Source organism: Mesorhizobium sp. B2-3-14, from assembly GCF_006442175.1.
Lineage (GTDB): Bacteria > Pseudomonadota > Alphaproteobacteria > Rhizobiales > Rhizobiaceae > Mesorhizobium > Mesorhizobium australicum.
Genome location: NZ_VFVP01000001.1, coordinates 594,845 through 617,078, shown reverse-complemented (window position 1 = coordinate 617,078; position 22,234 = coordinate 594,845). Strand labels below are relative to the sequence as shown.

Annotated in this window: 21 protein-coding genes and 1 tRNA gene; 10 read left to right on the top strand and 12 right to left on the bottom strand. The window is 62.7% G+C overall.

Features of this window, described 5'->3' with window-relative positions:
- Nucleotides 1-47: 47 nt before the first annotated feature.
- The 4 genes from FJ950_RS02805 to FJ950_RS02790 form a co-directional block, all read right to left on the bottom strand.
- Nucleotides 48-998, bottom strand: a complete 951-nt coding sequence (locus tag FJ950_RS02805; protein WP_140614917.1) for a carbohydrate ABC transporter permease — start codon at nucleotides 996-998, stop codon at nucleotides 48-50.
- Nucleotides 995-1,942 carry a sugar ABC transporter permease gene (locus FJ950_RS02800; RefSeq protein WP_041163577.1) on the bottom strand — a complete coding sequence of 316 codons (948 nt, stop codon included), beginning with the start codon at nucleotides 1,940-1,942 and terminating at the stop codon, nucleotides 995-997. The genes FJ950_RS02805 and FJ950_RS02800 overlap by 4 nt, the downstream gene beginning before the upstream one ends.
- 123 nt (nucleotides 1,943-2,065) lie before the next feature.
- A complete protein-coding gene (locus tag FJ950_RS02795) occupies nucleotides 2,066-3,397 on the bottom strand; it encodes an extracellular solute-binding protein (protein WP_015314190.1) in 1,332 nt (443 codons plus the stop codon).
- A gap of 264 nt (nucleotides 3,398-3,661) precedes the next feature.
- Complete coding sequence (locus FJ950_RS02790) at nucleotides 3,662-4,351, bottom strand: PIG-L deacetylase family protein (RefSeq protein ID WP_140614916.1); 690 nt, start codon at nucleotides 4,349-4,351, stop codon at nucleotides 3,662-3,664.
- Between the two features lie 25 nt (nucleotides 4,352-4,376).
- On the opposite strand from FJ950_RS02790, the gene FJ950_RS02785 reads away from it, so the two are divergent.
- The 5 genes from FJ950_RS02785 (at nucleotide 4,377) to nhaA (ending at nucleotide 11,202) form a co-directional block, all read left to right on the top strand.
- The gene (locus tag FJ950_RS02785) at nucleotides 4,377-5,267 is read left to right on the top strand and encodes a DMT family transporter (RefSeq protein ID WP_140614915.1); all 891 of its coding nucleotides are present in this window, start codon (nucleotides 4,377-4,379) and stop codon (nucleotides 5,265-5,267) included.
- A gap of 57 nt (nucleotides 5,268-5,324) precedes the next feature.
- Complete coding sequence (gene hrpB / locus FJ950_RS02780) at nucleotides 5,325-7,787, top strand: ATP-dependent helicase HrpB (protein ID WP_140614914.1); 2,463 nt, start codon at nucleotides 5,325-5,327, stop codon at nucleotides 7,785-7,787.
- Between the two features lie 26 nt (nucleotides 7,788-7,813).
- Nucleotides 7,814-9,145, top strand: a complete 1,332-nt coding sequence (locus FJ950_RS02775; protein ID WP_140614913.1) for an ActS/PrrB/RegB family redox-sensitive histidine kinase — start codon at nucleotides 7,814-7,816, stop codon at nucleotides 9,143-9,145.
- 64 nt (nucleotides 9,146-9,209) lie between these two features.
- Complete coding sequence (locus FJ950_RS02770; protein WP_015314185.1) at nucleotides 9,210-9,773, top strand: ActR/PrrA/RegA family redox response regulator transcription factor; 564 nt, start codon at nucleotides 9,210-9,212, stop codon at nucleotides 9,771-9,773.
- Between the two features lie 235 nt (nucleotides 9,774-10,008).
- On the top strand, nucleotides 10,009-11,202 hold the full coding sequence (gene nhaA, locus FJ950_RS02765) for a Na+/H+ antiporter NhaA (protein WP_140614912.1): 1,194 nt from the start codon (nucleotides 10,009-10,011) through the stop codon (nucleotides 11,200-11,202).
- 246 nt (nucleotides 11,203-11,448) lie between these two features.
- On the opposite strand, the gene FJ950_RS02755 is transcribed toward nhaA, so the two are convergent.
- Nucleotides 11,449-11,949 (bottom strand): MmcB family DNA repair protein, encoded by a 501-nt coding sequence (locus tag FJ950_RS02755; protein ID WP_181171036.1) that lies wholly within the window; start codon nucleotides 11,947-11,949, stop codon nucleotides 11,449-11,451.
- Nucleotides 11,950-12,060: 111 nt separating this feature from the next.
- Between FJ950_RS02755 and FJ950_RS02750 the strand changes: the two genes are divergently transcribed.
- From FJ950_RS02750 to FJ950_RS02735, 4 genes are all read left to right on the top strand, one after another.
- Nucleotides 12,061-13,020, top strand: a complete 960-nt coding sequence (locus tag FJ950_RS02750) for an IS1595 family transposase (protein ID WP_140614910.1) — start codon at nucleotides 12,061-12,063, stop codon at nucleotides 13,018-13,020.
- A 505-nt stretch (nucleotides 13,021-13,525) separates the two neighbouring features.
- On the top strand, nucleotides 13,526-14,065 hold the full coding sequence (locus tag FJ950_RS02745) for a hypothetical protein (protein WP_140614909.1): 540 nt from the start codon (nucleotides 13,526-13,528) through the stop codon (nucleotides 14,063-14,065).
- A 36-nt stretch (nucleotides 14,066-14,101) separates the two neighbouring features.
- Nucleotides 14,102-14,173 (top strand) — tRNA-Gly (locus FJ950_RS02740).
- Between the two features lie 70 nt (nucleotides 14,174-14,243).
- Nucleotides 14,244-14,426 (top strand): hypothetical protein, encoded by a 183-nt coding sequence (locus FJ950_RS02735; RefSeq protein WP_140614908.1) that lies wholly within the window; start codon nucleotides 14,244-14,246, stop codon nucleotides 14,424-14,426.
- Here the strand turns inward: FJ950_RS02735 and FJ950_RS02730 are convergent.
- The 3 genes from FJ950_RS02730 to cueR form a co-directional block, all read right to left on the bottom strand.
- Nucleotides 14,423-15,478, bottom strand: a complete 1,056-nt coding sequence (locus FJ950_RS02730; protein WP_140614907.1) for a hypothetical protein — start codon at nucleotides 15,476-15,478, stop codon at nucleotides 14,423-14,425. The genes FJ950_RS02735 and FJ950_RS02730 overlap by 4 nt on opposite strands.
- A 376-nt stretch (nucleotides 15,479-15,854) precedes the next feature.
- Nucleotides 15,855-16,325, bottom strand: a complete 471-nt coding sequence (locus FJ950_RS02725; RefSeq protein ID WP_140614906.1) for a nucleoside deaminase — start codon at nucleotides 16,323-16,325, stop codon at nucleotides 15,855-15,857.
- A gap of 108 nt (nucleotides 16,326-16,433) precedes the next feature.
- Complete coding sequence (gene cueR, locus FJ950_RS02720; protein ID WP_015314177.1) at nucleotides 16,434-16,919, bottom strand: Cu(I)-responsive transcriptional regulator; 486 nt, start codon at nucleotides 16,917-16,919, stop codon at nucleotides 16,434-16,436.
- A 225-nt stretch (nucleotides 16,920-17,144) separates the two neighbouring features.
- Here cueR and FJ950_RS02715 point away from each other — a divergent pair, with 225 nt between their 5' ends.
- Complete coding sequence (locus tag FJ950_RS02715; RefSeq protein ID WP_140614905.1) at nucleotides 17,145-17,762, top strand: L,D-transpeptidase; 618 nt, start codon at nucleotides 17,145-17,147, stop codon at nucleotides 17,760-17,762.
- A gap of 159 nt (nucleotides 17,763-17,921) precedes the next feature.
- Here FJ950_RS02715 and FJ950_RS02710 read toward each other — a convergent pair whose 3' ends face one another.
- From FJ950_RS02710 to murJ, 4 genes are all read right to left on the bottom strand, one after another.
- A complete protein-coding gene (locus FJ950_RS02710; protein ID WP_015314175.1) occupies nucleotides 17,922-18,491 on the bottom strand; it encodes a NifU family protein in 570 nt (189 codons plus the stop codon).
- A gap of 278 nt (nucleotides 18,492-18,769) precedes the next feature.
- Nucleotides 18,770-19,261, bottom strand: coding sequence for a universal stress protein (locus FJ950_RS02705; RefSeq protein ID WP_010913128.1), 492 nt, complete (start codon nucleotides 19,259-19,261; stop codon nucleotides 18,770-18,772).
- A 92-nt stretch (nucleotides 19,262-19,353) separates the two neighbouring features.
- Nucleotides 19,354-20,421: a tryptophan--tRNA ligase gene (gene trpS, locus FJ950_RS02700; protein ID WP_015314174.1), complete on the bottom strand. Its 1,068-nt coding sequence runs from the start codon at nucleotides 20,419-20,421 to the stop codon at nucleotides 19,354-19,356.
- A gap of 172 nt (nucleotides 20,422-20,593) precedes the next feature.
- Nucleotides 20,594-22,201, bottom strand: a complete 1,608-nt coding sequence (murJ, locus tag FJ950_RS02695) for a murein biosynthesis integral membrane protein MurJ (RefSeq protein ID WP_140614904.1) — start codon at nucleotides 22,199-22,201, stop codon at nucleotides 20,594-20,596.
- Nucleotides 22,202-22,234: the final 33 nt, after the last annotated feature.

The window sequence follows — 22,234 nt, the reverse complement described above, 5'->3', positions numbered from 1 at the left end:
GTCGAGCGAAGCTCGACAGAGTGGGGGGCGACTTATTCCCACACTAATCATTTGCGCACCGCACCGAAGGTGATGCCGCGCAGCAATTGCTTGCGGAGCAGGATGGTGAAGACCAGGATCGGCACCAGGAAGATCGTCGTGCCGGCCGCCACGGCCGGCCAGTCCTGGCCGCCTTCGCCTATGATGGTCGGGATGAAGGGCGGCGCTGTTTGTGCCGTGCCGGAAGTCAGCAGTGCGGCGAAGGCATATTCGTTCCAGGCGAAGATCAGGCAGAAGATCGCCGTGGCGGCAATGCCGGTGGTCGCCTGCGGCAGCACGGTGCGCCAGAAGGCCTGCAGCCGCGTGTAGCCGTCGATCATCGCCGCCTCCTCATATTCGCGCGGAATCTCGTCGATGAAGCCCTTGAGCAGCCACACCGCGAGCGACACGTTGACCGCCGTGTAGAGCAGGATCATGCCGAGGGCGGTGTCCGACAGGCCAAGCTCGCGGTACATCAGGTAGATGGGAATGGCGACCGCGATCGGCGGCATGAAGCGTGTCGACAGGATGAAGAACAGAAGGTCGTCGGCGAGCGGCACCTTGAAGCGCGAGAAGCCGTAGGCCGACAATGTGCCGAGAAAGACGGCGCAGAAGGTCGAGCCGAAGGCGATGATCAGCGAATTGGTGAAGCGCGGCAGGAAGTTGGATGGTCCGGCGATCACCATGTTGCGCTTGCGCACGGTCTCGTCGCAGAAGCCCGTCGCCGGTCCGAGCGAGTTGATATATTCAGGCGTCTGCCTGGTGCGCGTCGTGAACAGGTTGCAGTAGCCCTCGATGCTCGGCTGGAACACGATCTTGGGCGGATAGGCGATCGAATCCGGCGGCGTCTTGAAGCTGGTGGCGAAGATCCACAAGAGCGGCACGATCGAGATCAACGCGTAGGCGATGATGATGGCGCCGGCGATGCGCTTCGAATTCGACGAGGGCGCGACGACCGAATGGGCTGTGGTCAGGCTCATCTCTGCTTCACCTTGTTGAGCGCCTTGACGTAGATGTTGGCGAGACCGAACACCGCGACGAACAGGATGATGGCGAAGGCAGAGGAATAGCCGGTACGCCAGCTCTCGAAGGCCTGCCGTTTCAGCGTGATCGAGGCGACTTCGGTGGTCGAGCCCGGCCCGCCGCCGGTGAGCAGGTTGACCATGTCGAACATCTTGAAGTTCTCGATGCCGCGAAACAGCACCGCCAGCATGATGAAGGGCAGCGCCATCGGCAGCGTGATCGACCAGAACTGCCGCCAGTTGGAGGCGCGGTCGACCTCGGCCGCTTCATAAATATATTCGGGGATCGAGCGCAGGCCCGCGAGGCAGATCAGCATCACGTAGGGCGTCCACATCCAGGTATCGACGATGATGATCGACCACGGCGCCAGCGAGACGTTGGAAAGCATCTGGATGCTTGTCGGCGGAATGCCCGACACGAACGAGATGACATAGGAAAACAGGCCGATCTGCGGCTCGTAGAGGAAGCGCCAGAAATTACCGACCACCGCCGGCGACAGCATCATCGGCACCAGGATCAGCGTCGTCCAGAAAGCGTGGCCGCGAAACTTGCGGTCGATCAGCCAGGCCAGCGTGAAGCCGATCAGCGTCTGCAAGAGGATGGTCCAGAACACGAAATGCGCCGTCGTCTGCATGGCGATCCAGATGTCCTGGTCGCCAAGGATGCGCTGGTAATTGGCGAAGCCGAGGTTCTTCACCACCTCGTTTGGCCGGTTCGCGCGAAAATTGGTGAACGACAGGTAGATCGCCCAGAACAGCGGGAAGATGTTGATGGCGAGCAGCAACAGGATCGTCGGCGAGATGAACAGCCAGGCGAGGCCCTTGTCGCTGATGCCCCGGACCTTGCGGGCCAACGGTTCCGGGGTCGCCCGGGCAACGGTCTCCGCGGTCCGATTGAGCATGGTCAGTCCTGCTTCGGTCACTTCGTTCGTCTCTGTCATGGAATTTATCTGAACCGCGTCCCGTGCCAAGGGCGGCACGGGACGCGGGGTCATGGCTCGGGAGGAGCCTTGCGGTTGTCGCGGCTACATCTTGCCGTCGTCCTGGAAGACCTGCGTCCAGTCCTTGACCAGCCCGTCGAGCGCATCCTTGGCCGAACCCTGGCCGGCGACGACATAGTCATGGAAGCGCTTCTGCGAGGCTTGCAGCAGCGGCGCGTAGCTCGGCTCGGCCCAGAAGTCCTTCACGATCGCCATCGAGTCGAGGAAGGTTTGCGCATAGGGCTGGCTGGCCGGGAATTTCGGATCCTTCACCACCGCGTTCAGGCAGGAATAGCCGCCGAGCGACCACCATTTGGCCTGCACGTCCTTGTTGGCGAACCACTTGATGTATTTCAGCGCCGATTCCTGCTTGTCGGAATAGGACACCACGGAGATGCCCTGGCCGCCGAGCTGGGCGAACTGGGCGCCGCCGGGACCCTTGGGATTGACGAAATAGCCGATCTTGTCGCCGCCGACATTCTCGTCCTTCTGCAGGCCCGGCCATGTGAAGGCGAAGTTCATGTGCATCGCCACCTGGCCGGATTTGAAGGCATCGACGCCTTCGCCCATGTAGCTGTTCGAGGCGCCCGGAGGGGTGCAGCAATCGTAGAGCGCCTTGTAGAATTCCAGGCCTTTGACGGCGTCTGGCGAATTGACGAAGCCTTCCATCTCGTAGGGCTTCTTCGGGTTCTCGTATTGGAAGCCGTAGCTGTAGAGCACGTCCATGGCGCCCATGGTGATGCCTTCCGAGCCGCGCTCGGTGTAGATCGAGGCGCCATAGACCGTCTTGCCGTCGACCTGCCGCTTCTGGAAGAATTCGGCGATCTGCTTCAACTGGTCGAAAGTGGCCGGCGGGCCGAGGTCCCAGCCATACTTCTCCTTGAATTCCTTCTGCAGTTCGGGCTTGGAGAACCAGTCCTTGCGGTAGGTCCAGCCGACGACGTCGCCCATGGCCGGCAGCGCCCAGTAGTTGGGCGTGTTCTTCGGCCATTCCGAATAGCCGACGACGGTCGCCGGCACGAAGTCGTCCATGCTGATCTTCTCCTTGTCGAAGAAGTCGTTCAGCTTGACGTAATGGCCGTTCTCGGCCGCGCCGCCGATCCATTGGCTGTCGCCGATGATCAGGTCGCAGAGCTTGCCATGCGAGTTCAACTCATTGAGGAAACGATCGGCGTAGTTGGTCCACGGCACGAACTCGAATTTCATGCCGATGCCGGTTTCCTTGGTGAAATCCTTGGACAGTTCGACCAGCGCGTTGGCCGGGTCCCAGGCGGCCCAGCATAGCGTCAGGTCTTCAGCGTGCGCGGCACTCGAGACGGCTGTCGACGCTGCGATCGCCGAGGTCAGTCCCAACGCCAGTTTCAAGCTCGATTTCATGCCTTCCTCCCATTTGCGAAACACGTCCGGATGACGGTCTCAAGATCCCTCAACCTCTCTCCTCAGAGGCCCAAACATGGCGGCGTCGTCGCATCGCGGATGTTTAGTAATTTGTTTAGTGATGCAATTTTTACTAAACAACGCAAGCGAATTCGTTGCTGCGCCGCAACATGCAGAAGCCGGTCTCTGAAAATGTTGGGAAAAGCGCCGGGCATCAGGCGGACGAGCGCGGAACGGGATACCCCTGGCCGATCGTCCGCGGGTTCAGTCGACCTGCTTGGTGCTCACCATCACCGTCCGGATCGGTGGCGCCGGCGGCAGCAGCGCGCGGATGTCGCCGAAGGGAAACGTCGGCTCGAAGCGGAAGGCTTCGGCCAGCGAACCTTGCGCGCCGTTGCACTGGCCCGAGCGAAAAAGGTTTTGCGTCAGTGCAATGTCAACGAAGCGGTCCGGGTCCTGCGACTGGTGCATGCGGATCGCGTTGGCCTTGATGTCGGCATGGGCGGAAATATCGACATAGTGCGTCGGCGAGAATCCGGTGCCGCCCATCGTATCGGCATGCAGCACCGGAACCCCGAACGAAGCAGCGATGCGCACGCCGTCCGACAGCGCGCGGTGGTCGGCATGATAGTCGTTGGGCGCGTGCGTGATCGCCAGGTCCGGCCCGATCTCGCTGATCAGTGTTTTCAGTGCATCGATCAGCGCGGCGTCGGCCACCAGCCCGCCATCGGGAAAGTCGAGGAAGCGGGCTGCCGCCCCGAGCAGCGCGGCCGCGGCCATTGCCTCCTCGCGCCGGAAACGAGCCAGAACAGCGGGATCGCTCTTGCCGCCCCTGGCACCATCGGTAGCCACGGCAAAAGTGAGTTCTGCGCCTTGCGCGGCATAGGCGGCCATCGTACCGAACATGAAGATCTCGATGTCGTCTGGATGGGCACCGAGTGCCAGTATTTTCAACTCTCTCTCCCCGGAAATGAAAAACGTGCCGAACGGAATCCTGCTCGCCCTGATCGCCTATGCAAGCTATTCGGGCAGCGATGCCGTTATCAAGAGCCTGGGCGGCCAATTCACGGTGTTCGAGATCGGCTTCTTCTCGACATTGTTTGCCGGCTGCTTCCTCTTCTTCAGCCGGCCGGCCAACGAGCGCTGGCGTGATTTCTGGCGCGCCAAACGTCCCTGGGCGGTGCAGGTGCGGGCCTGGGCCGGCATCGCGTCGGGCGTGCTCAGCGTCTATGCTTTCACCACCATTCCGCTGGCCGAGACCTATGCACTTATCTTTCTGGCGCCGCTCTGCGTCACCATTCTGTCCACCGTGATCCTCAAGGAGAAGGTCGGGCCCTGGCGCTGGCTGGCGGTGGTCGCCGGCTTTGCCGGCGTCATGCTGGTTGTCAGGCCGGGCTTTCGCGAGCTGCACCTTGGTCACCTTGCCGCTTTCACCATCGCTTTCCTCGCCGCCACCAACGTCATCCTGATGCGGTCGCTGGCGCAGCAGGAAAAACGCACGACCATGCTCGGCGTGCTGATCGGCTATGGGCTGCTGTTCAACGGCATCGGTGCCGCCGCGACCTCCTTCACCGTCCCGGATGGAAAACAGCTGGCATGGCTGGTGATGGCGGGCGCCTTCACCGCCTGTGGACAATTGCTGCAGTTGCTGGCCGCCAAATACGCTCCGGCCAACCGGATTGCGCCGACGCATTATTCGCAGATCGTCTGGGCGGTCATCCTCGGCGCGCTGTTCTTCCAGGAATATCCGGACTGGCTGTCGCTTGTCGGCCTCGCCGTCGTCGGCGGATCGGGCCTGCTGACCATGGTGCGCGAGGAAGTGCGGCTGGGCACGGTGCGCTGGAATCCGTTTTCCCGCGCACGGCTCTAACCAGGCCCTGGTGCGATAAAGTTGCGCGGCGCCCGCGACCGCTGATATGCGGGCGTAATGACGACCAAACCCTTGCCGGAACTTCCGGTATCCGCCGTGCTGCCGGCGCTGAGCGAGGCGCTCGGCTCTGGCAACAGCGCCGTGCTGGTCGCGCCACCCGGTGCCGGCAAGACCACGCTGGTGCCGTTGGCGCTGCTCGATGCGCCCTGGCTGGGCACGGGCAAGATCGTCTTGCTCGAACCGCGCCGGCTCGCCGCCCGCGCCGCAGCGCGCCGCATGGCCGAGTTGCTGGGGGAAGAGCCCGGCGCTACCATCGGCTACGCCATGCGCATGGAAAACCGCACCTCGGCGCGGACGAAAATCCTGGTCGTCACCGAGGGCGTGCTGGCGCGCATGATCCTCGACGACCCTGAACTGCCCGGCGTTTCGGCCGTCATTTTCGACGAATTCCACGAGCGCTCGCTCGACGGCGATTTCGGTCTCGCTCTCGCCCTCGATGTGCAAGGCGCGCTGCGGCCGGATCTGCGTCTGCTGGTGATGTCGGCAACGCTCGACGGCGCACGGGTCGCGAAACTCCTGTCGGGCGCGCCGGTGATCGAAAGCGAGGGCCGCGCCTTCCCCGTCGATGTCAGATACGACGAGCGGCCGGCCGGCATCCCGATCGAGGACGCCATGGCCAAGGCGATCCGCGCCGCCCTTGCCGACGAGAGCGGCAGCGTGCTTGCCTTCCTACCCGGCCAGCGCGAGATCGAGCGCACCGCTGAGCGGCTGGCCGGCAAGGTCGGCGCCGACATCGATATCGTCCCCCTCTACGGCCAGCTCGACGGCAAGGCGCAGGATGCGGCGATCAAGCCGGCGCCGCCAGGCCGCCGCAAGGTGGTGCTGGCGACCTCCATCGCCGAGACCTCCATCACCATCGACGGCGTGCGCGTCGTCATCGATTCCGGCCTGTCGCGGCTGCCGCGCTATGAGCCGGCCAGCGGACTGACCAGATTGGAAACCGTGCGTGTCAGCAAGGCCTCCGCCGATCAGCGCGCCGGCCGCGCCGGCCGCACGCAGGCGGGCGTCGCTATCCGGCTGTGGCGTGCCGAGCAGACGGCGGCACTTCCCGCCTTCACACCCCCGGAAATCCTCGAGGCGGACCTGTCGGGTCTGCTGCTCGACTGCGCCGCCTTCGGTGTCGCTGATCCAGTCAGTCTTGCTTTCCTCGATCCGCCGCCGGCTCCCGCGCTCAATGAAGCACGGGCGCTGTTGCGGGCGCTTGGGGCCGTCGATGAAGCAGGGCGGCTGACGGACGCCGGCGCTGCGATGCGCAAGCTCGCTCTGCCGGTCCGGCTGGCGCATATGGTCGCCGAGGCGGCCAGCAGCGGTCATGGTGGTGAGGCGGCCATGCTTGCCGTGCTGCTGACCGAGCGTGGCCTTGGCGGTGACGGTGCCGACCTCGAACGGCGACTGATGCGCTTTCGCACGGAAAGATCGCCGCGTGCCACGTCGGCGCGCCAGCTTGCCGAGCGCCTGGCCAGGCATGTAGGCGGTGCGAAGACCAGCGGAGCTGTTCCAGCCGGAACCCTGCTCATCCACGCCTGGCCGGATCGCGTCGCCAAGGCGCGCGGCGAGCGCGGCCGTTTCGTGCTGGCCAACGGTTCCGGCGCCATGCTCGACGCCGGCGACCCGCTGGCGGGCGAGCCGTTTCTGGTCGTCGCGGACCTGCAGGGCAAGGCGCAGAATGCCCGCATTACGGCGGCTGCGGCAAGCAGTGAGGAGGACATCCGGGCAGCACTTGGCGGCAGGATCGAAACGCGCCGGCAGACGAGTTTCGATCGCGACAGGCGCGCCGTGCGGGTGCGCGAAACCGTGCGCCTTGGCGCCATCACGCTCGCCGAACGCATGTTGCCGCCGCCGGCCGGCGCCGAGGCCGACCGCGCCATCATCGAGGCCTTGCGCGAGCACGGACTTTCCCTCCTGACCTGGAGCAAGGAGGCGCAGACGCTGCGCCACCGGCTGTCCTGGCTGCACAAGGGCTTGGGCGCGCCCTGGCCCGACATGTCGGATGAAGCGCTCATCGCGCGCCTCGACGACTGGCTGCTGCCTTTCCTGTCCGGTGCGGCCTCCCTGGCCGCCATCGATCCCGGAACTGTCCTGGCCGGGCTGGCGTCGCTCGTGCCGCATGACCTGCAACGCAAGATCGAAGCACTGGCGCCGACTCATTTCGATGCCCCGTCGGGCAGCCATGTGCCGATCCGCTATGACGGCGAATGGCCGGTTCTGGCGGTGCGCGTGCAAGAATTGTTCGGCCTCGACCGCCATCCGTCGATCGCCAACGGCACCGTCCCCTTGACGCTTGAACTGTTGTCGCCGGCGCACCGGCCGATCCAGACGACGCGAGACCTGCCTGGCTTCTGGCGCGGCTCCTGGACCGATGTGCGCGCCGACATGCGCGGCCGCTATCCCAAGCATGTCTGGCCGGAAAACCCATTGCTCGCCGCCGCCACCGCCCGCGCCAAGCCGCGCGGGACCTAGCCTTTGCTGGTTTGCGGCTGTAATCCATGGCCATGATCAACATCCTGAACACGCCCGACTTCCAGCAAAGCCAGCGACTGCGCCTCAACACGCTGATCCGGCTGCGCTGGCTGGCCATTGTCGGCCAGAGCGTGACCGTGCTCGTCGTCGCCTACGGCCTGAAGTTTCCGCTGCCGGTCAGTCTGTGTTTTGCCCTCATCGCCTGTTCGGCCTGGATGAACCTGTTTCTGGCCTTTCGCTTTCCGGCCGCGCACCGGCTCACCCCGTTCGCCGCCTTCGGCATCCTGGTCTTCGACAGCCTGCAGCTTGCCGGCCTGCTCTACATGACCGGCGGCCTGACCAATCCGTTCTCGCTGCTGATGACCGTACCCGTCGTCATTTCGGCGACGTCGCTGCCCCTTCGCCTCACCGCCATCCTCGGCGGGCTGGTGATGATCGCGGCGACCTTGCTGGTTTTTCGCCATCTGCCGCTGCCCTGGTACGAAGGCGCGCCCCTGGTGATGCCCTTCATCTATGTCGCCGGCATGTGGATGGCGGTGCTGTCCTCCATTGCCTTCACCGCCATGTACGCCTTCCGGGTGGCCGCCGAAGCCCGGCTATTGGCCAACGCGCTCGCCGCCACGGAACTGGTGCTGCAGCGCGAACAGCACCTTTCCGCGCTCGACGGGCTGGCGGCGGCGGCGGCGCACGAACTCGGCACCCCGCTCGCCACCATCACGCTCGTCGCCAAGGAGATGGAAAAGGCGCTCGGCAGCGATCCGAAATACGGGGAAGATGTGAAGCTGCTGCGCTCTCAGAGCGAGCGCTGCCGTGAAATCCTCAAGCGCCTGACCAGCCTGTCGTCGGAGGGCGAAGCACATCTGTCCCGCCTGCCGCTGACCTCGCTGGTCGAGGAGGTGACCGCGCCACATCGCGACTTCGGCATCTCGATCAAGCTTCGCCCTGGCGAGCGGACCGGGCCGGAGCCGGTCGGGCGCCGCAATCCCGGCGTCATCTATGGTCTCGGCAATCTGGTCGAGAACGCCGTCGATTTCGCCCGCAAGAGCGTCACCGTGCGCTGGAGCTGGGACGAGGCGACGGTCTCCTTCTCGATCACCGATGACGGCCCGGGTTTCCCGCCCGAGATCATCGACCGCATCGGTGAGCCCTACATGTCGACACGCCAGGGCACGGAAGCCGGAGGCGGCCTCGGGCTCGGCCTGTTTATCGCCAAGACATTGCTCGAACGTTCGGGCGCCACGCTCGACTTTCGCAATTCGAGCGGCCTCGGCGAAGGGGCCGTGGTGCGGATTTCGTGGCCGAGAAGCGTCTTCCTGAACCCGGAATCGGCCCCAGCCACCATGTTTGACACTGCGTAAATTGGACAATGGCCCCGCAAAACTATATCTGCGTAAAAATAAGGCAGCAGGAATTTTCGAGACGATGACAGGCGATGAGAACAGTGGGCCTATGGTTGAAGGCGAGGACACCTCGCTTCTGATCGTCGATGACGACAAGCCGTTCCTGACCCGTCTGGCCCGTGCCATGGAAACCAGGGGTTTCGTGGTCGAGACGGCGGAGAGCGTCGAGGAGGCCGTGGGCAAGGCGCGCGCCAATCCGCCCGCCTATGCGGTGGTCGACATGCGGCTGGGCGACGGCAACGGCCTCGATGTCGTCGCCGCCATCCGCGAGAAGCGTGAGGACTCCCGCACCATCATCCTGACCGGTTACGGCAACATAGCCACCGCGGTGACGGCGGTGAAGCTCGGCGCCGTCGACTATCTGTCGAAACCCGCCGACGCCGACGATGTCTTTGCGGCATTGACCCGCACCACCGGCGAGCGCGCCGCGCCGCCGGAAAACCCGATGTCGGCCGACCGCGTGCGCTGGGAGCATATCCAGCGCGTCTACGAAATGTGCGAGCGCAACGTCTCCGAGACCGCACGCCGGCTCAACATGCATCGCCGCACGCTGCAGCGGATCCTGGCCAAGCGCGCGCCGCGCTGAGAGACTGTTTGGAAATTCTGCTCTGGCGGCATCTGGCGGCGTCTTCTGCGCTTCCGTTGCCCACCGACGAATGTCCGCTTCGCCGCGGTTCTCGAAACCACCGCCGCATGACTCGTCAGAGCGAACTTCGAAACAGTCTCCGAGGCGCTGAAAAGGGTTCCATGCTTGCCCGGCGGCCGGACTTTGCGCATCATTGCAAATGACGCACGCCGGCAGGCGGCATGACGGAGGCGACATGCAGGATTTGAAGCGACGGCCGGTTTCCGTTTTCCGCGAGTTCCTGGACAGCGAGGCGGCCGGCGGCATCATCCTGATGGTGGCCGCCGCCCTTGCCCTGATCGTCGCCAACTCGCCGCTCGCCGGGACCTACTTCTCGGTTCTCCACGCCTATCTCGGCCCGCTCAGCGTCTCGCACTGGGTCAATGACGGGCTGATGGCGGTGTTCTTCCTGCTCGTCGGGCTGGAGATCAAGCGCGAGATGCTGGACGGCCAGCTCTCGACCTGGCCGCGCAGGGTGCTGCCCGGCATCGCGGCGGCCGGCGGCATGGTGATGCCGGCGCTGGTCTATGTCGCCATCAACAGCAACAATTCGGCCGCACTGTCCGGCTGGGCGATCCCGACCGCCACCGACATCGCCTTCGCGCTCGGCGTCCTGTCGCTGCTCGGCAGCCGCGTGCCGGCCTCGTTGAAGGTCTTCTTGACCGCGCTTGCCATCATCGACGACCTCGGCGCCGTCATCATCATCGCCATATTCTACACCAGCGGCCTGTCGCTGGCCTATCTCGGCGCTGCCTTCGCCGTCATTGCCGTGCTCATTGTGCTCAACCGCATGCGGGTGATGAGCCTTGTGCCCTATCTCGTGCTTGGCGCCATCCTGTGGGTACTGGTGCTGAAGTCCGGCGTCCATGCCACGCTGGCCGGCGTGGCACTAGCGCTCACCATTCCGCTCGAACGCTCGGCCGGCATCGGCCACGACCTTGACCATTCGCCGCTGCACCGGCTCGAGCACGGCCTGCACAAGCTGGTGGCGTTCATCGTCATCCCGATCTTCGGCTTTGCCAATGCCGGCGTTTCGCTCGCCGGCCTGAGTTTCGGCGCCCTGATCGAGCCGCTCACGCTGGGCGTTGCAGCCGGTCTCGTCGTCGGCAAGCTGGTCGGCGTCTTCGGCTCCTCCGCGCTCGCCATCCGCTTCGGTCTCGCCGACCTGCCGGCCCATGCCGGCTGGTCGCACATGATCGGCATTTCGCTCCTGTGCGGCATCGGCTTCACCATGAGCCTGTTCATCGGCCTGCTCGCCTTCGCCAACGACGTGGCGCTGCAGGACGCGGTCAAGGTCGGCATCCTTGCCGGTTCCTTCATCGCCGCGCTTCTTGGTGCCGCGGTGCTGCTGATGGCCCCGGCTGTGGGTGGCGAGGAAGAGACGGAGTAGCCGTTCCGGGCTGGAGCATCTGCTGGCAACGCCGCGCCGCCTCTCACCTGGTTGCCGCCATCTCCCCGTAAACGGGTCGAAAGGGTGGGCCGCAACGCAGCCGCCTTTTTCTGCAACGCCGGCGATCGGCGAAATCCATGATGAGAGGGCCCTTCTCCCCGTCTCTATACGGGGAGAAGATGCCGGCAGGCAGATGAGGGGCGGCGCCAGCATCTGACAGTTGCCGCGTCAACTTCAGGGCCGCGATTACTCGCTCTCCCCCTCCAGCGCCGGCACCGCGACACCCGCCAGCTCCGCTGCCAGCAGCCGCGCCGCGCCGGCGCGCGCGATGCGCAGCATCAGCGCCTTGCGCGTCGCCGCCGCCATGCGGTGCTCGGGCGCATCGCGCAAAATCTCGGCGCCATAGCCGTCGGAGAGAATGAAGCCGCATTCCTCGGGAAAGATTTCGGCCGGCACGCCGGGATGTGTGGCGAAAAAAAAGCGATCGGAATGCAGCCGGTAATCAGGCCATTTGCGGTCGACGCGAAAATCCTCGATCGAGGATTTGATCTCGATGATCCAGATATCGCCCTGCCGCGTCAGCGCCACGAGATCGGCGCGCCGGCCGGTGGCCAGCGACAGCTCAGGCAGCACATGCGCGCCCATCTGCATCAGCAACCGCTGCACGCCCCGCCGCACCAGCATGGCGCGCTCGGACTGGCGACCGTCGATCAGAGGGTTCAGGAGAATCGGCGAGATGATTGGCATGGCAGGCACCATGCCAGAGTTTGTTCACGGTTTGAACCCGGTTTTTAACGGCGATTATATATTTGACAGACCCAAACGGACGTGCGATAACGATTCCAAGGAGTTATCGCCATGTCCGTTCTGTCCCGCCCCTACTTCCACGATGAAGCCGCCGCCTTCGAACACGTCGAGGGTATGCTGTGGCCGCAGGGTCCGGTTTGCCATCATTGCGGCTCCATGGAAAAGCACTACGCATTGAAGGGTGGTCACACCAAGCCCTCCAAGAAGAACCCGCACGGCTTGGAAATCCACGGCCTCTACAAGTGCAGCGATTGCCGCAAGAAGTTCACGGTTCGCATGGGCACGATCTTCGAGGAAAGCCATTTGCCGCTGCACATCTGGTTGCAGGCTTTGCACGCCATGTGCGCGAGCAAGAAGGGCGTATCAGCCCATCAACTGCACCGCGCTCTGGACATCACCTACAAGTCCGCATGGTTCATGTGCCATCGTATTCGCGAGGCCATGCGCTCTGGCGACTTCACGCCCATGGGCGGCAACGGCAAGACCGTTGAAGCCGACGAAACCTATATCGGCCGCCTTGCCGGTACTCCGGTAAAGACTGGCGGCGGCTCACACAAGAACACTGTCGTTACGCTGGTAGAGCGTGGTGGCCGCGCCCGTTCCTTCCATGTCGATACCGCCCGCATTGGAACCGTCATGCCGATCGTTCGCGCCAACATCGCCAAGGAAAGCGCCTTGATGACTGACGAAGCTGGCATGTATCGCCGCGTGGGCCAGGAATTCGCCTCGCACGATGTCGTCACCCATTCCAAGGATGAATATGTCCGCTACGAAGGCGAAAAGACCATCCATACGAACACCGTGGAAGGCTACTATTCGATCTTCAAGCGCGGCATGAAGGGCGTCTATCAGCATTGCGCGGAACACCACCTGCACCGCTATCTGGCAGAGTTCGATTTCCGCTATTCGAACCGCATCGCGCTTGGCATTGATGACAACGTTCGTTCGCTCATCGCCTTGCGGGGCGCCAAGGGCAAGCGCCTCACGTATCGCGGGCCTATTACAATCTAAGGAACTCCACCGCCACACCGCGGTGCAGTTGACGCTTCCGCTATGGCGCTATGAGAAACGCAAGCGCCGCAACAGGTCTTGACCGGGACTCGCGAATGATTCATGATGGGTAGTGGTGACGCCCGTCGCCATTCTTGTCACCTTCTCAGGTCCCGACAACCATTATCGAGAAGGGTAGGAACGGCAGTGTTCAGTAATGAACTCTAGCCGTCCAAAGCGGACACGAACGTATTCACGCACGTGAACGCCCTTAGGCAACTGACAATAAACCATCGTCTTTAACCTCTGGAGTTAGCTGGGAAAAAGCCCAGCGCTCCGGAGCGCCCCATTGCGTTCCGGGCCGCGTCAGAACGACAGGGCTGGGACGAACAGTGCGACGACGGGCGTCGAGACAAACAATCTTCGATTCACGGACTGGTGTCAACGCACCCCACGGTAAAAAGATTCGCGGGGGTGGAAAAACCCCGGCGTTGACATATGCCCCGCCTGACGCTACGTCCAGTACATGATCAAGGAATACCTCGATTCACAGTTGGCGACACGGCGGCAAGAATTGCAGGCTGCCGAGACGGCGATGCAGATTGCCCGCCAAAAGGTTGTCGACGCCGAGGACCACCTAACGGTTCAGGAAACCCGCTGGAGAGAGCTACAAGGCAGGGTTCAGGAATTGGAGGCCGTTAAGGCCCAGGTCGATGCAAGCGCCGTCGATGATCGCCCCCGGCGTCGCAGGCCGGCAACAACGGGCAGGGGCATGTCGGATGCATGGCGCGGCATTCTGGCCATGATGAAAGAGAACCGTCCTAATGGCGCTGGCTATGACGACATCGTTGAGTTTGGTCGCCAAGTAGATCTGGAACTCAACAAGACCAATCTCCGCCGACATATGTCGATTTATGTGGAAAAGGGCTACGTAGAACGCGTTGGGGACGGCGCATTCGTGCTGACGCCCAAGGGCGCCGGGGTAGCCTTACCGCCAATACCGCCACAAGAGGAAAGCTTCACTCGACATCTATTGCGCGAACTGGATGAGGAGATTCCCTTCTAACGCAAAGGGGCCGGTTTCCCGACCCCTGCGAACTACGCGGACGTAGTTAAATGGTATAACAGCGTTTTTCCCAATCTGCCGTTGCGGGTTCGAATCCCGTCGTCCGCTAACCGAACTAGTGATCCTTGCCCGTAAGGAATATAGGTGATTTGCGCGCAATGGTAAAGGGAATCGGTTCTTGACCGGCAAAAAGGCTAAGATAGGCCAGAAAACAGATACGAGGCAGATCGACAAATTCCGCGATTTGGCGCGGGAGATTGAAACCGTCGATTCCGAAGAGCCTTTGAATGAAGCGCTTAGGAAGGTGGCAAAGACGCCGCCACCTAGATATGACAAGCCGAAGAAGGCAGGCGGCAGCTAAGCCACGGTTGCTTTGCGTTTCCGGGGAGTAAATGCCTTCTTAATCTTGGCGTCTCGAATGCTATCCCCCACTCGCCTACCGACGATGTGCACAGTAACGGGAGTATGGTTCCATTCTGCATTCTGAATGGCCCTTTGGTACTTCGATCCGACCAAAGGATCTTCAAGTTCCGCCGCCAATATCCAGTCCCCGCTGGTAGATTCTAGATGCACTCGATAGCTGTTGACGTTGTCCGTCTCTAGCGCGGTAACCAAGAACGTATCATGCAGAACCATCTTCTCGGACTTAGCTCTGCGGCTTGCGGTAATGGCTGAAATGACCTCGGCATCCATTTTTAGGCCCTGATAGACGACCTCCGTAGCATTACCGCTGGCGCGCAATATTTCGTCCACTGCATGATCGCTAAATTGAGCGATGTCAGATGCCGCAGCAGATTGCCGCGTCGCCCTCTTAATGGTTGCCGCTTGCGCCTGCTTGTCGTGTAGCATGCGCTCGATAAAGTCATACAGATCCTTCTTTTCCTGACTATCGAACTCGCGTCCCTTTTGTTCGGCCTCTATCTTTTTCATCGTCTCAACATGGCTAAGGTAGATATACCCGCCTGCTGCTCCAAAAAACAGAATCAAAAATGCTAGGACGGCGATCAAGGATTGTTTGCTGTTGAGTTTTTCCACGGCTTTCCCCAGTGCACCGAGAGATTCTGCGGCGGTGGCCCATATGTCAGAACTTCCCTCCGTAACGGAGAAAACAAGCTCCAACTGGTTTTTCTCTTTGTCTGTAAGCCTCGTAATGCGGCCGTCGTTTTTCAAGAGGCGTGCGACAGATCGATAAAGATCATTCTGGAATTCAACCAAGCCGCTCATTATCGAGGCGGTTACGGTTTGGTGGAACGGTTCGCCCTTGAAGACTACGTGAACTTTTGTCCACTGAAGGTCGCTCAAATCAAGAGATATTTGACTGGCGCGCAAATCTCCTGACAACAGCCGCGTTAACGTATCCCAAGCTGCCTGCTCGCTGTTAATGCGAACAACCTGCACTTCATCAGACGCCAATGAACCATCCCCCCAAACTCTACGAGGGTTTGCACTCCCTGTCCGTTTTCGTCAAGGGTGGGTCTGTCAAGTATATAATCGCCGTTAAAAAGGCGATTATGTATTTGACAGACCTGGAGGGAGTTTGCCGGCTGACCGGGGCGGCTCGGCGGTTTGGGGGGACATCAATACGGGCAAAACCGCCGAGCCTGACTGGCGGCGGCAAATTTGGGGATTTGGGAGTTCGCCGTCAGCTTTGACCAGGATATCGCAGGGTTGACCGGTTGGCGTCATTCGAACGAAGGGCGGCGTTTCCGCTCGAGTCCATGTAGCAGTGGCCACATTGCGCCTGTGTTCGGTTCGCTCTTTCTGACCTTTCGCGGGACGTGGGGAACCATTACCGCTGCCAGAACCCCCGGTGCACCGATACAAGTTCATCGTCAATTTCGGGGAAGGGGCCGTGGACCTCGATCTTCTTCTGTCCAGAGCCGAGCACAATTCGCGCGGACAGGCTCATCGTCGGATTTTCGGGATGGTCGCCTGTCAGCGCGAGAAGCTCGGTCTCCTCGAAGCCATAGACCAGTCGGCCGATATTCGCCCAGTAGAGCGTTCCGGTGCACATCGCGCAGGGCTCGCCGGTCGAGACCAGCGTGCATGTCCAGAGAAACTCCGCCGGATAGGCTGCCGCCGCGCGCCGCGCAAGTTCGGTCTCGGCGTGATGCAGGGTGTCGATATTGCCTTGGCGCATGAGGATTGCGTCGTTGGGGCCGACCAGCACCGCGCCGAACGGATGGTGGCCGTGCGCGGCAGCCTCGCGGGCGACCGCATCGGCGGCGCGAAGGTGGGCGAGCATCTGGTCGCGGGTCATGCGCTCTCTCCGGTCATTGGGGCCACTGGCCGGCGACCAGCGGCAGTACTTTTACCCTACGCTGATATCAGAGCGCGCAATATACCACACGAACCCATGCTGGCGGCTTCACGAGCGCGTGGCAAGGCGGCTAACGCCGCCTTCGCCCAGGCCACCCTCTTCAACAGGTGGTCTATCGCTTCCGCGGTTGGGTTTGCCGCCGGCCAACGCCGCCCCCGCCATGTCATCCAAAATCGGGCAGTCCGGCCGCTCGTCGCCATGGCAGGCGTGAACGAGCTTCTGCAGCGTCGAGCGCATCGATTGCAGTTCGCGCACCTTCTCCTCGATGGCGGTGACGTGGGCGGCGGCGATTGCGCGCACGTCGTGGCTGGCGCGGCCGCGATCCTTGTAGAGCGCCATCAGCTGGCGACAATCGTCGATCGAAAAGCCGAGATTGCGCGCGCGGCGCAGGAAGGCCAGCCGGTGGATATCGTCGCCCGAATAATCGCGATAGCCATTGGCGGCGCGCGCGGGCGCGATCAGGCCGATCTCCTCATAGTAGCGGATGGTCTTGGCCGGCAGGCCTGAGCGGTGAGCGGCGTCGCCGACATTCATGACGGATCCTTGAGTTTCGCGGGCCTGCGATTCAGGCCCATTGAATTTCCTTCACAATCCGGTGAAGTATGTTGCCGAAATGCCATAGTGATACGCATACCAGCACTTAAGTCCCCGCATATAGGCATCGTGTGCTTGGCAAGCAAAGCAAATGCCAGCATGAATGATGGCGAGAAAGCGGCCGACTCGTGCCGCTCTAGTTTGGGCGGGGCACCGGATCACCACATGCGCATGAAGTCGCTTGCAATAATCGCCGCATTGGCGCTGTCCACTGCTATTGCCGGTTGCAGCACCATCGGCGGGCAGATGTTCTCCAACGACTATGGCGCGGTGACCGATGCCGGTTACCAGCTGCCGCGTATCCCGATCGAGAAGGTCCCCTCGAAGTACCATCGCCAGGAAGTGAGTTACGACTCCAAGGAAAAGCCCGGCACCATCATCGTCGATACGCAGAACAAGTTCCTGTACTTCGTCGAAGGCGATGGCCGGGCAATCCGCTACGGGATCGGCGTCGGCCGTGAGGGCTTCGAATGGCACGGCACGGCCCACATCGCCATCAAGCGCGAATGGCCGACCTGGACGCCGCCTTCGCAGATGATCAAGCGCCAGCCCGAACTCGCCAAGTTCGCCGGCGGCATGGAGCCGGGCCTGAAGAACCCGCTCGGCGCGCGCGCCATGTACCTGTTCAACAAGGGCGGTGACATGGGCTACCGCCTGCACGGCAGCCCGGAATGGAACTCGATCGGCAAGGCCATGTCGTCGGGTTGCATCCGGCTGATGAACCAGGACGTCATCGACCTCTACAATCGCGCCGAGGTCGGCGCCAAGGTCATCGTTCTTTAGACCATGATCCCGGAAAGCCTGTCCGCTTTTCCGGCAGATCGTGGTTAAACTGGAAGTCGCCTTTCATACGCGGACCGTCTAGGCAACAACGGACGTCCCAAACAGAAAACCGGGCAATTCGGCCCGGTTTTTTGTTGTCCGTGGGTAGGAAATTGCCGTCTAAGAGACCTGCTCGACCTGCTGCACTTCCGGCACGAAATGGCGAAGCAGGTTCTGGATGCCGTGCTTCAGCGTCGCCGTCGAAGACGGGCAACCGGCGCAGGCGCCTTTCATGTGCAGGAACACGGTGCCGTTCTCGAAGCCGCGGAAGGTGATGTCGCCGCCGTCCTGCGCCACCGCCGGGCGCACCCGCGTGTCGAGCAACTCCTTGATGGTGATGACGAGTTCCTCGTCGGCCTTGTCGTAGAATTCGCCGGTCTGGCTGGTCTCGGCGGCGGGGCCGGCCTTGGCCATGACAGGCGCACCGGACATGAAATGCTCCATGATCGCACCGAGGATCGCCGGCTTCAGATGCTGCCAGTCCGGGCCGTCCTTGGACACGGTGATGAAATCGTAGCCGAAGAACACGCCGGTCACGCCGGGAATTTCGAACAGCCGCCCAGCCAGCGGCGAGGCAATGGCCGCACTGTCGGCATCGCGGAAATCGGCGGTGCCTTCTAGGAGCACTTCCTTGCCGGGCAGGAATTTCAGCGTCGCCGGATTGGGCGTCGACTCGGTCTGGATGAACATGGCCGTCTCCATGCCCGTTTTGGGCAACTAGTTTGGAATAGTTCTAAATAGGCTCTATCGGCGGGACATTCAAGCGAAACGCATCGCCGGAACGGCTGGCTGGCGGAATGTTTTTGCGACTCATGCCAAGCACTGTGAAGTGCGTCGAGATTCGGGTCAGGCCGAGTCGAAAATGATGGTTTCCGAGAACCGGAGCGGAGCGTACTTGAAGTACGTGAGCACCGGAAGCACCGGAAGCCGCCATTTGCAGGCCGGCATCACCCGAATCTCGATACATTTCAGGCGAGGCTGTCGATCTCCTCATCCGACAAATTCTGTGGCACCACGGTCACCGGGATCGGAAAGGCAGCGCCTTTGCCGGCCACGGCGCCGACCAGCGGTCCTGGACCTTCCTTGCCGGCGCCGGCCGCCAGCACGAGGATGGCGATGTCCTGGTCTTCCTCGATCAGCTTGTGGATCTCTTCCGTCGGTTTGCCTTCGCGCACCACCATCTCCGGTTCGATGCCGAGCTTCTGCCGCACCTTGTTGGCGTAGCCGTCCAGCGCCGCGCGCGCCGTGGCGTTCGCCTCCTCGCGCATGATCTTCTCGACCCCCAGCCAGTGCTGGAAGTCGTCCGGTACGATGACATAGAGCAGCACCAGCGTGCCGCTGGTGCTCTGCGCCCGCTTGGAGGCGTAGGCGACGGCGCGCTCGCATTCCGGCGTGTCGTCGATGATCGTCAGGAATTTCCTGCGGTGACCGGCTTCGCGGCTGAGGCGTTTGGAGACCATGTCTATCTACTCGGTGTCTTTTCGGCCGCAATCTGCCACCGCCGCTGACCGGCGGCAAGCCGCCGGCCTTGTGCCAGTGTTGTGCGCCGCGTTCAGCCCTGCAGCAGCCCGATAATGTCGCGCACCGTCTTCATCGTCGTTTCGGCGAGCACGCCGGCGCGTTCGCCGCCATCCCGCAGCACGGCGTCGACATAGGCGCGGTCGCCCTGGATACGGCGCATCTCGGTGGCGATCGGCGCCAGCCTCTCCACCGCGAGATCGGCCAGCGCCGGCTTGAACACAGAGAACTGCTGGCCGCCGAATTCCTTAAGCACATCGGCCTTCGACATCTCGGCGAGACCGGCATAGATGCCGACCAGGTTCTCCGCCTCGGGCCGGCTTTCCAGCCCGTCGACCTCGCTCGGCAAGGCCTCCGGGTCGGTCTTGGCCTTGCGGATCTTCTTCGAGATGGCGTCGGCATCGTCGGTCAGGTTGATGCGCGACAGGTCCGACGGGTCCGACTTCGACATCTTCTTGGAGCCGTCACGCAGCGACATGATGCGCGCTGCCGGCCCGCCGATGACCGGCTCGGTCAGCGGGAAATAGCCGTTCACCGTCTCCTCGCCTATCCTCATCTCGACGCCGACGCCAAGACCGGCGATGCGGTCGGAGAAATCGTTGTTGAATTTCTGCGCGATGTCGCGTGTCAGTTCCAGGTGCTGCTTCTGGTCCTCGCCCACCGGCACATGGGTGGCGCGATAAAGCAGGATGTCGGCCGCCATCAGCGAGGGATAGGCAAGCAGGCCCAGCGAGGCGTTCTCGCGGTCCTTGCCGGCCTTGTCCTTGAACTGCGTCATCTTGTTCATCCAGCCTATGCGCGCCACGCAATTGAAGATCCAGGCGAGCTCCGCGTGCTGCATCACCCGAGACTGGTTGAAGACGATGTGCTTCTTCGGGTCGATGCCGGAGGCGAGGAACGCCGCGGTGATCGACCGCGTCTGGTCGGCAAGGTCGTCATGGACAAGCTGGGCGGTCAGCGAATGCAGGTCGACGACGCAATAGATGCAGTCGGACGTATCCTGCAGGGCGACGAATTTCTTGATGGCGCCGAGATAGTTGCCGAGATGCAGATTGCCGGTCGGCTGAACACCGGAGAAGACGAGTGGCTTGAAGGCGGACATGGTTTTCCTCATGGCTTGTGGAGGGCCGTATAAGCGTGATTCCGAAAAGTTGCGGACTTTTCGGAGCCAATCGTGCGGCTGGAAACCGCGCGCGGCGAAAGTCTGCGACGGCGCGCTTATGGACGAGAGCGCGGGCGGGATCAAGACCGGCCAGGCGGGATGCTCGGCCGATCTATTCGTCGAGTTCTGATTTTGCCACGGACGGGCCGGCTTCTGTCCTCCGGCGCCCGACATTGCGCCGGATCATGCCGAAATCGGCGCCGCCGGTGGCGAAAGCGGTGACGAAATAGAGCAGCGCCCCTCCGGCCACCAATGCCAGCACTGTCGTCGCCTTGACGACCAGCGGCGAGCCGGGGCCGATCCTTGTGGCCAACAAATGTTCGGCGAAATAGAGGGCGACACCCATGACCACCGCCGACAGCACCAGCCGTGGGATGCGCCTCAACAGCGGGACGTCGCGGCCCCAATGGCCGCGCCGGATCAGCACGGCAAGCAGCATCAGCGCGTTGACCCAGCCGGCGACGGCGGAGGCCACGGCGATGCCGGGTGCACCCATCCTCGGGAACAGCGTCAGCGCGGTGGCGACGTTTACCGCCACGGAGATTGCGGCGAAGATCATCGGCGTGCGCGTATCCTCGCGGGCGAAATAGCCTGGGGTGAAGGCCTTGATCAGCACGAAGGCCGGCAGGCCGAGACCGAAGATCGCCAGGATCGCCGCCACGACAGGTGTCGAATGGTTGGCGGCGAACGCGCCGCGCTCATAGACCAGCCGCACGATCGGCTCCGCCATTACCCAGAGCGCCGCCGCCGCCGGCAAGGTCATGAACAGGGTGAATTCGACGGAGCGGTTCTGCAGATTGGCTGCCTCGATCAGATTGCCTGACTTCAGCGCCCGCGACAGTTCGGGCAACAGCACGATCGCCACCGCGACGCCGACGACACCGAGCGGCAACTGGTAGACGCGGTCGGCATAAGCCAGCGAGGACACGGCACTGTCCTGCGCCGAGGCGATGGCCGTTCCGATCAGCTGGTTGATCTGGGTGATGCCACCGGTGATCGCCGCCGGCAGCGCCAGGATCAGGAGCCGCTTCACGTTCGGCGTCATCCGAGGCCGGCGGAAGCCGATCGAGATGCCCGCATTGCGCACCGCCACCCAGACGATGGCGAGCTGCACGACGCCGGCCGCCAGCACGCCCCAGGACAGGCCGAAGCCGACAGCGTGTGCATCCAGTCCGTGATACCAGGCATAGCCAAGCACGCTGATGAGGATGATGTTGAGGAAAGCCGGCGCGATTGCCGCGGCGAAATAGCGCCGCAAGGAGTTCAGCATGCCCGCCATCATGGCGGCGAGCGACATGCAGATGAGATAAGGAAACATGATCGTCGCAAGCGTGACGGTCGTCTCGAACTTGCCCGGCGTGTCGGCAAAGCCCGGCGCCACCAGGTAGCGCACGATCAGCGGCATCGCCAGTTCCATGGCGATGGTCAGCGCCAGGAGCGCGGTGAACAGCACCCCGAACACCTCTTCGGAAAAACGCTTGGCGCCATCGGTGCCGTGTGTCTCGATCTCCTTGGCGAACAGCGGCACGAAGGCGGCATTGAACGCGCCCTCGGCGAACAGCCGGCGAAAGGTGTTGGGGAACTGGAAGGCGGCATTGAAGGCGTCCGCGACCGGTCCGGTGCCGAGTGCGGCCGCCATCAGCATCTCGCGGCCGAAACCGAGCGCACGGCTCATCAGCGTGCCGGACGCGACGGTAGCGAATTTCTTGACGAGACTCATGCGTTCGCAAACTGCCTGTGGGATTGGAAGAAG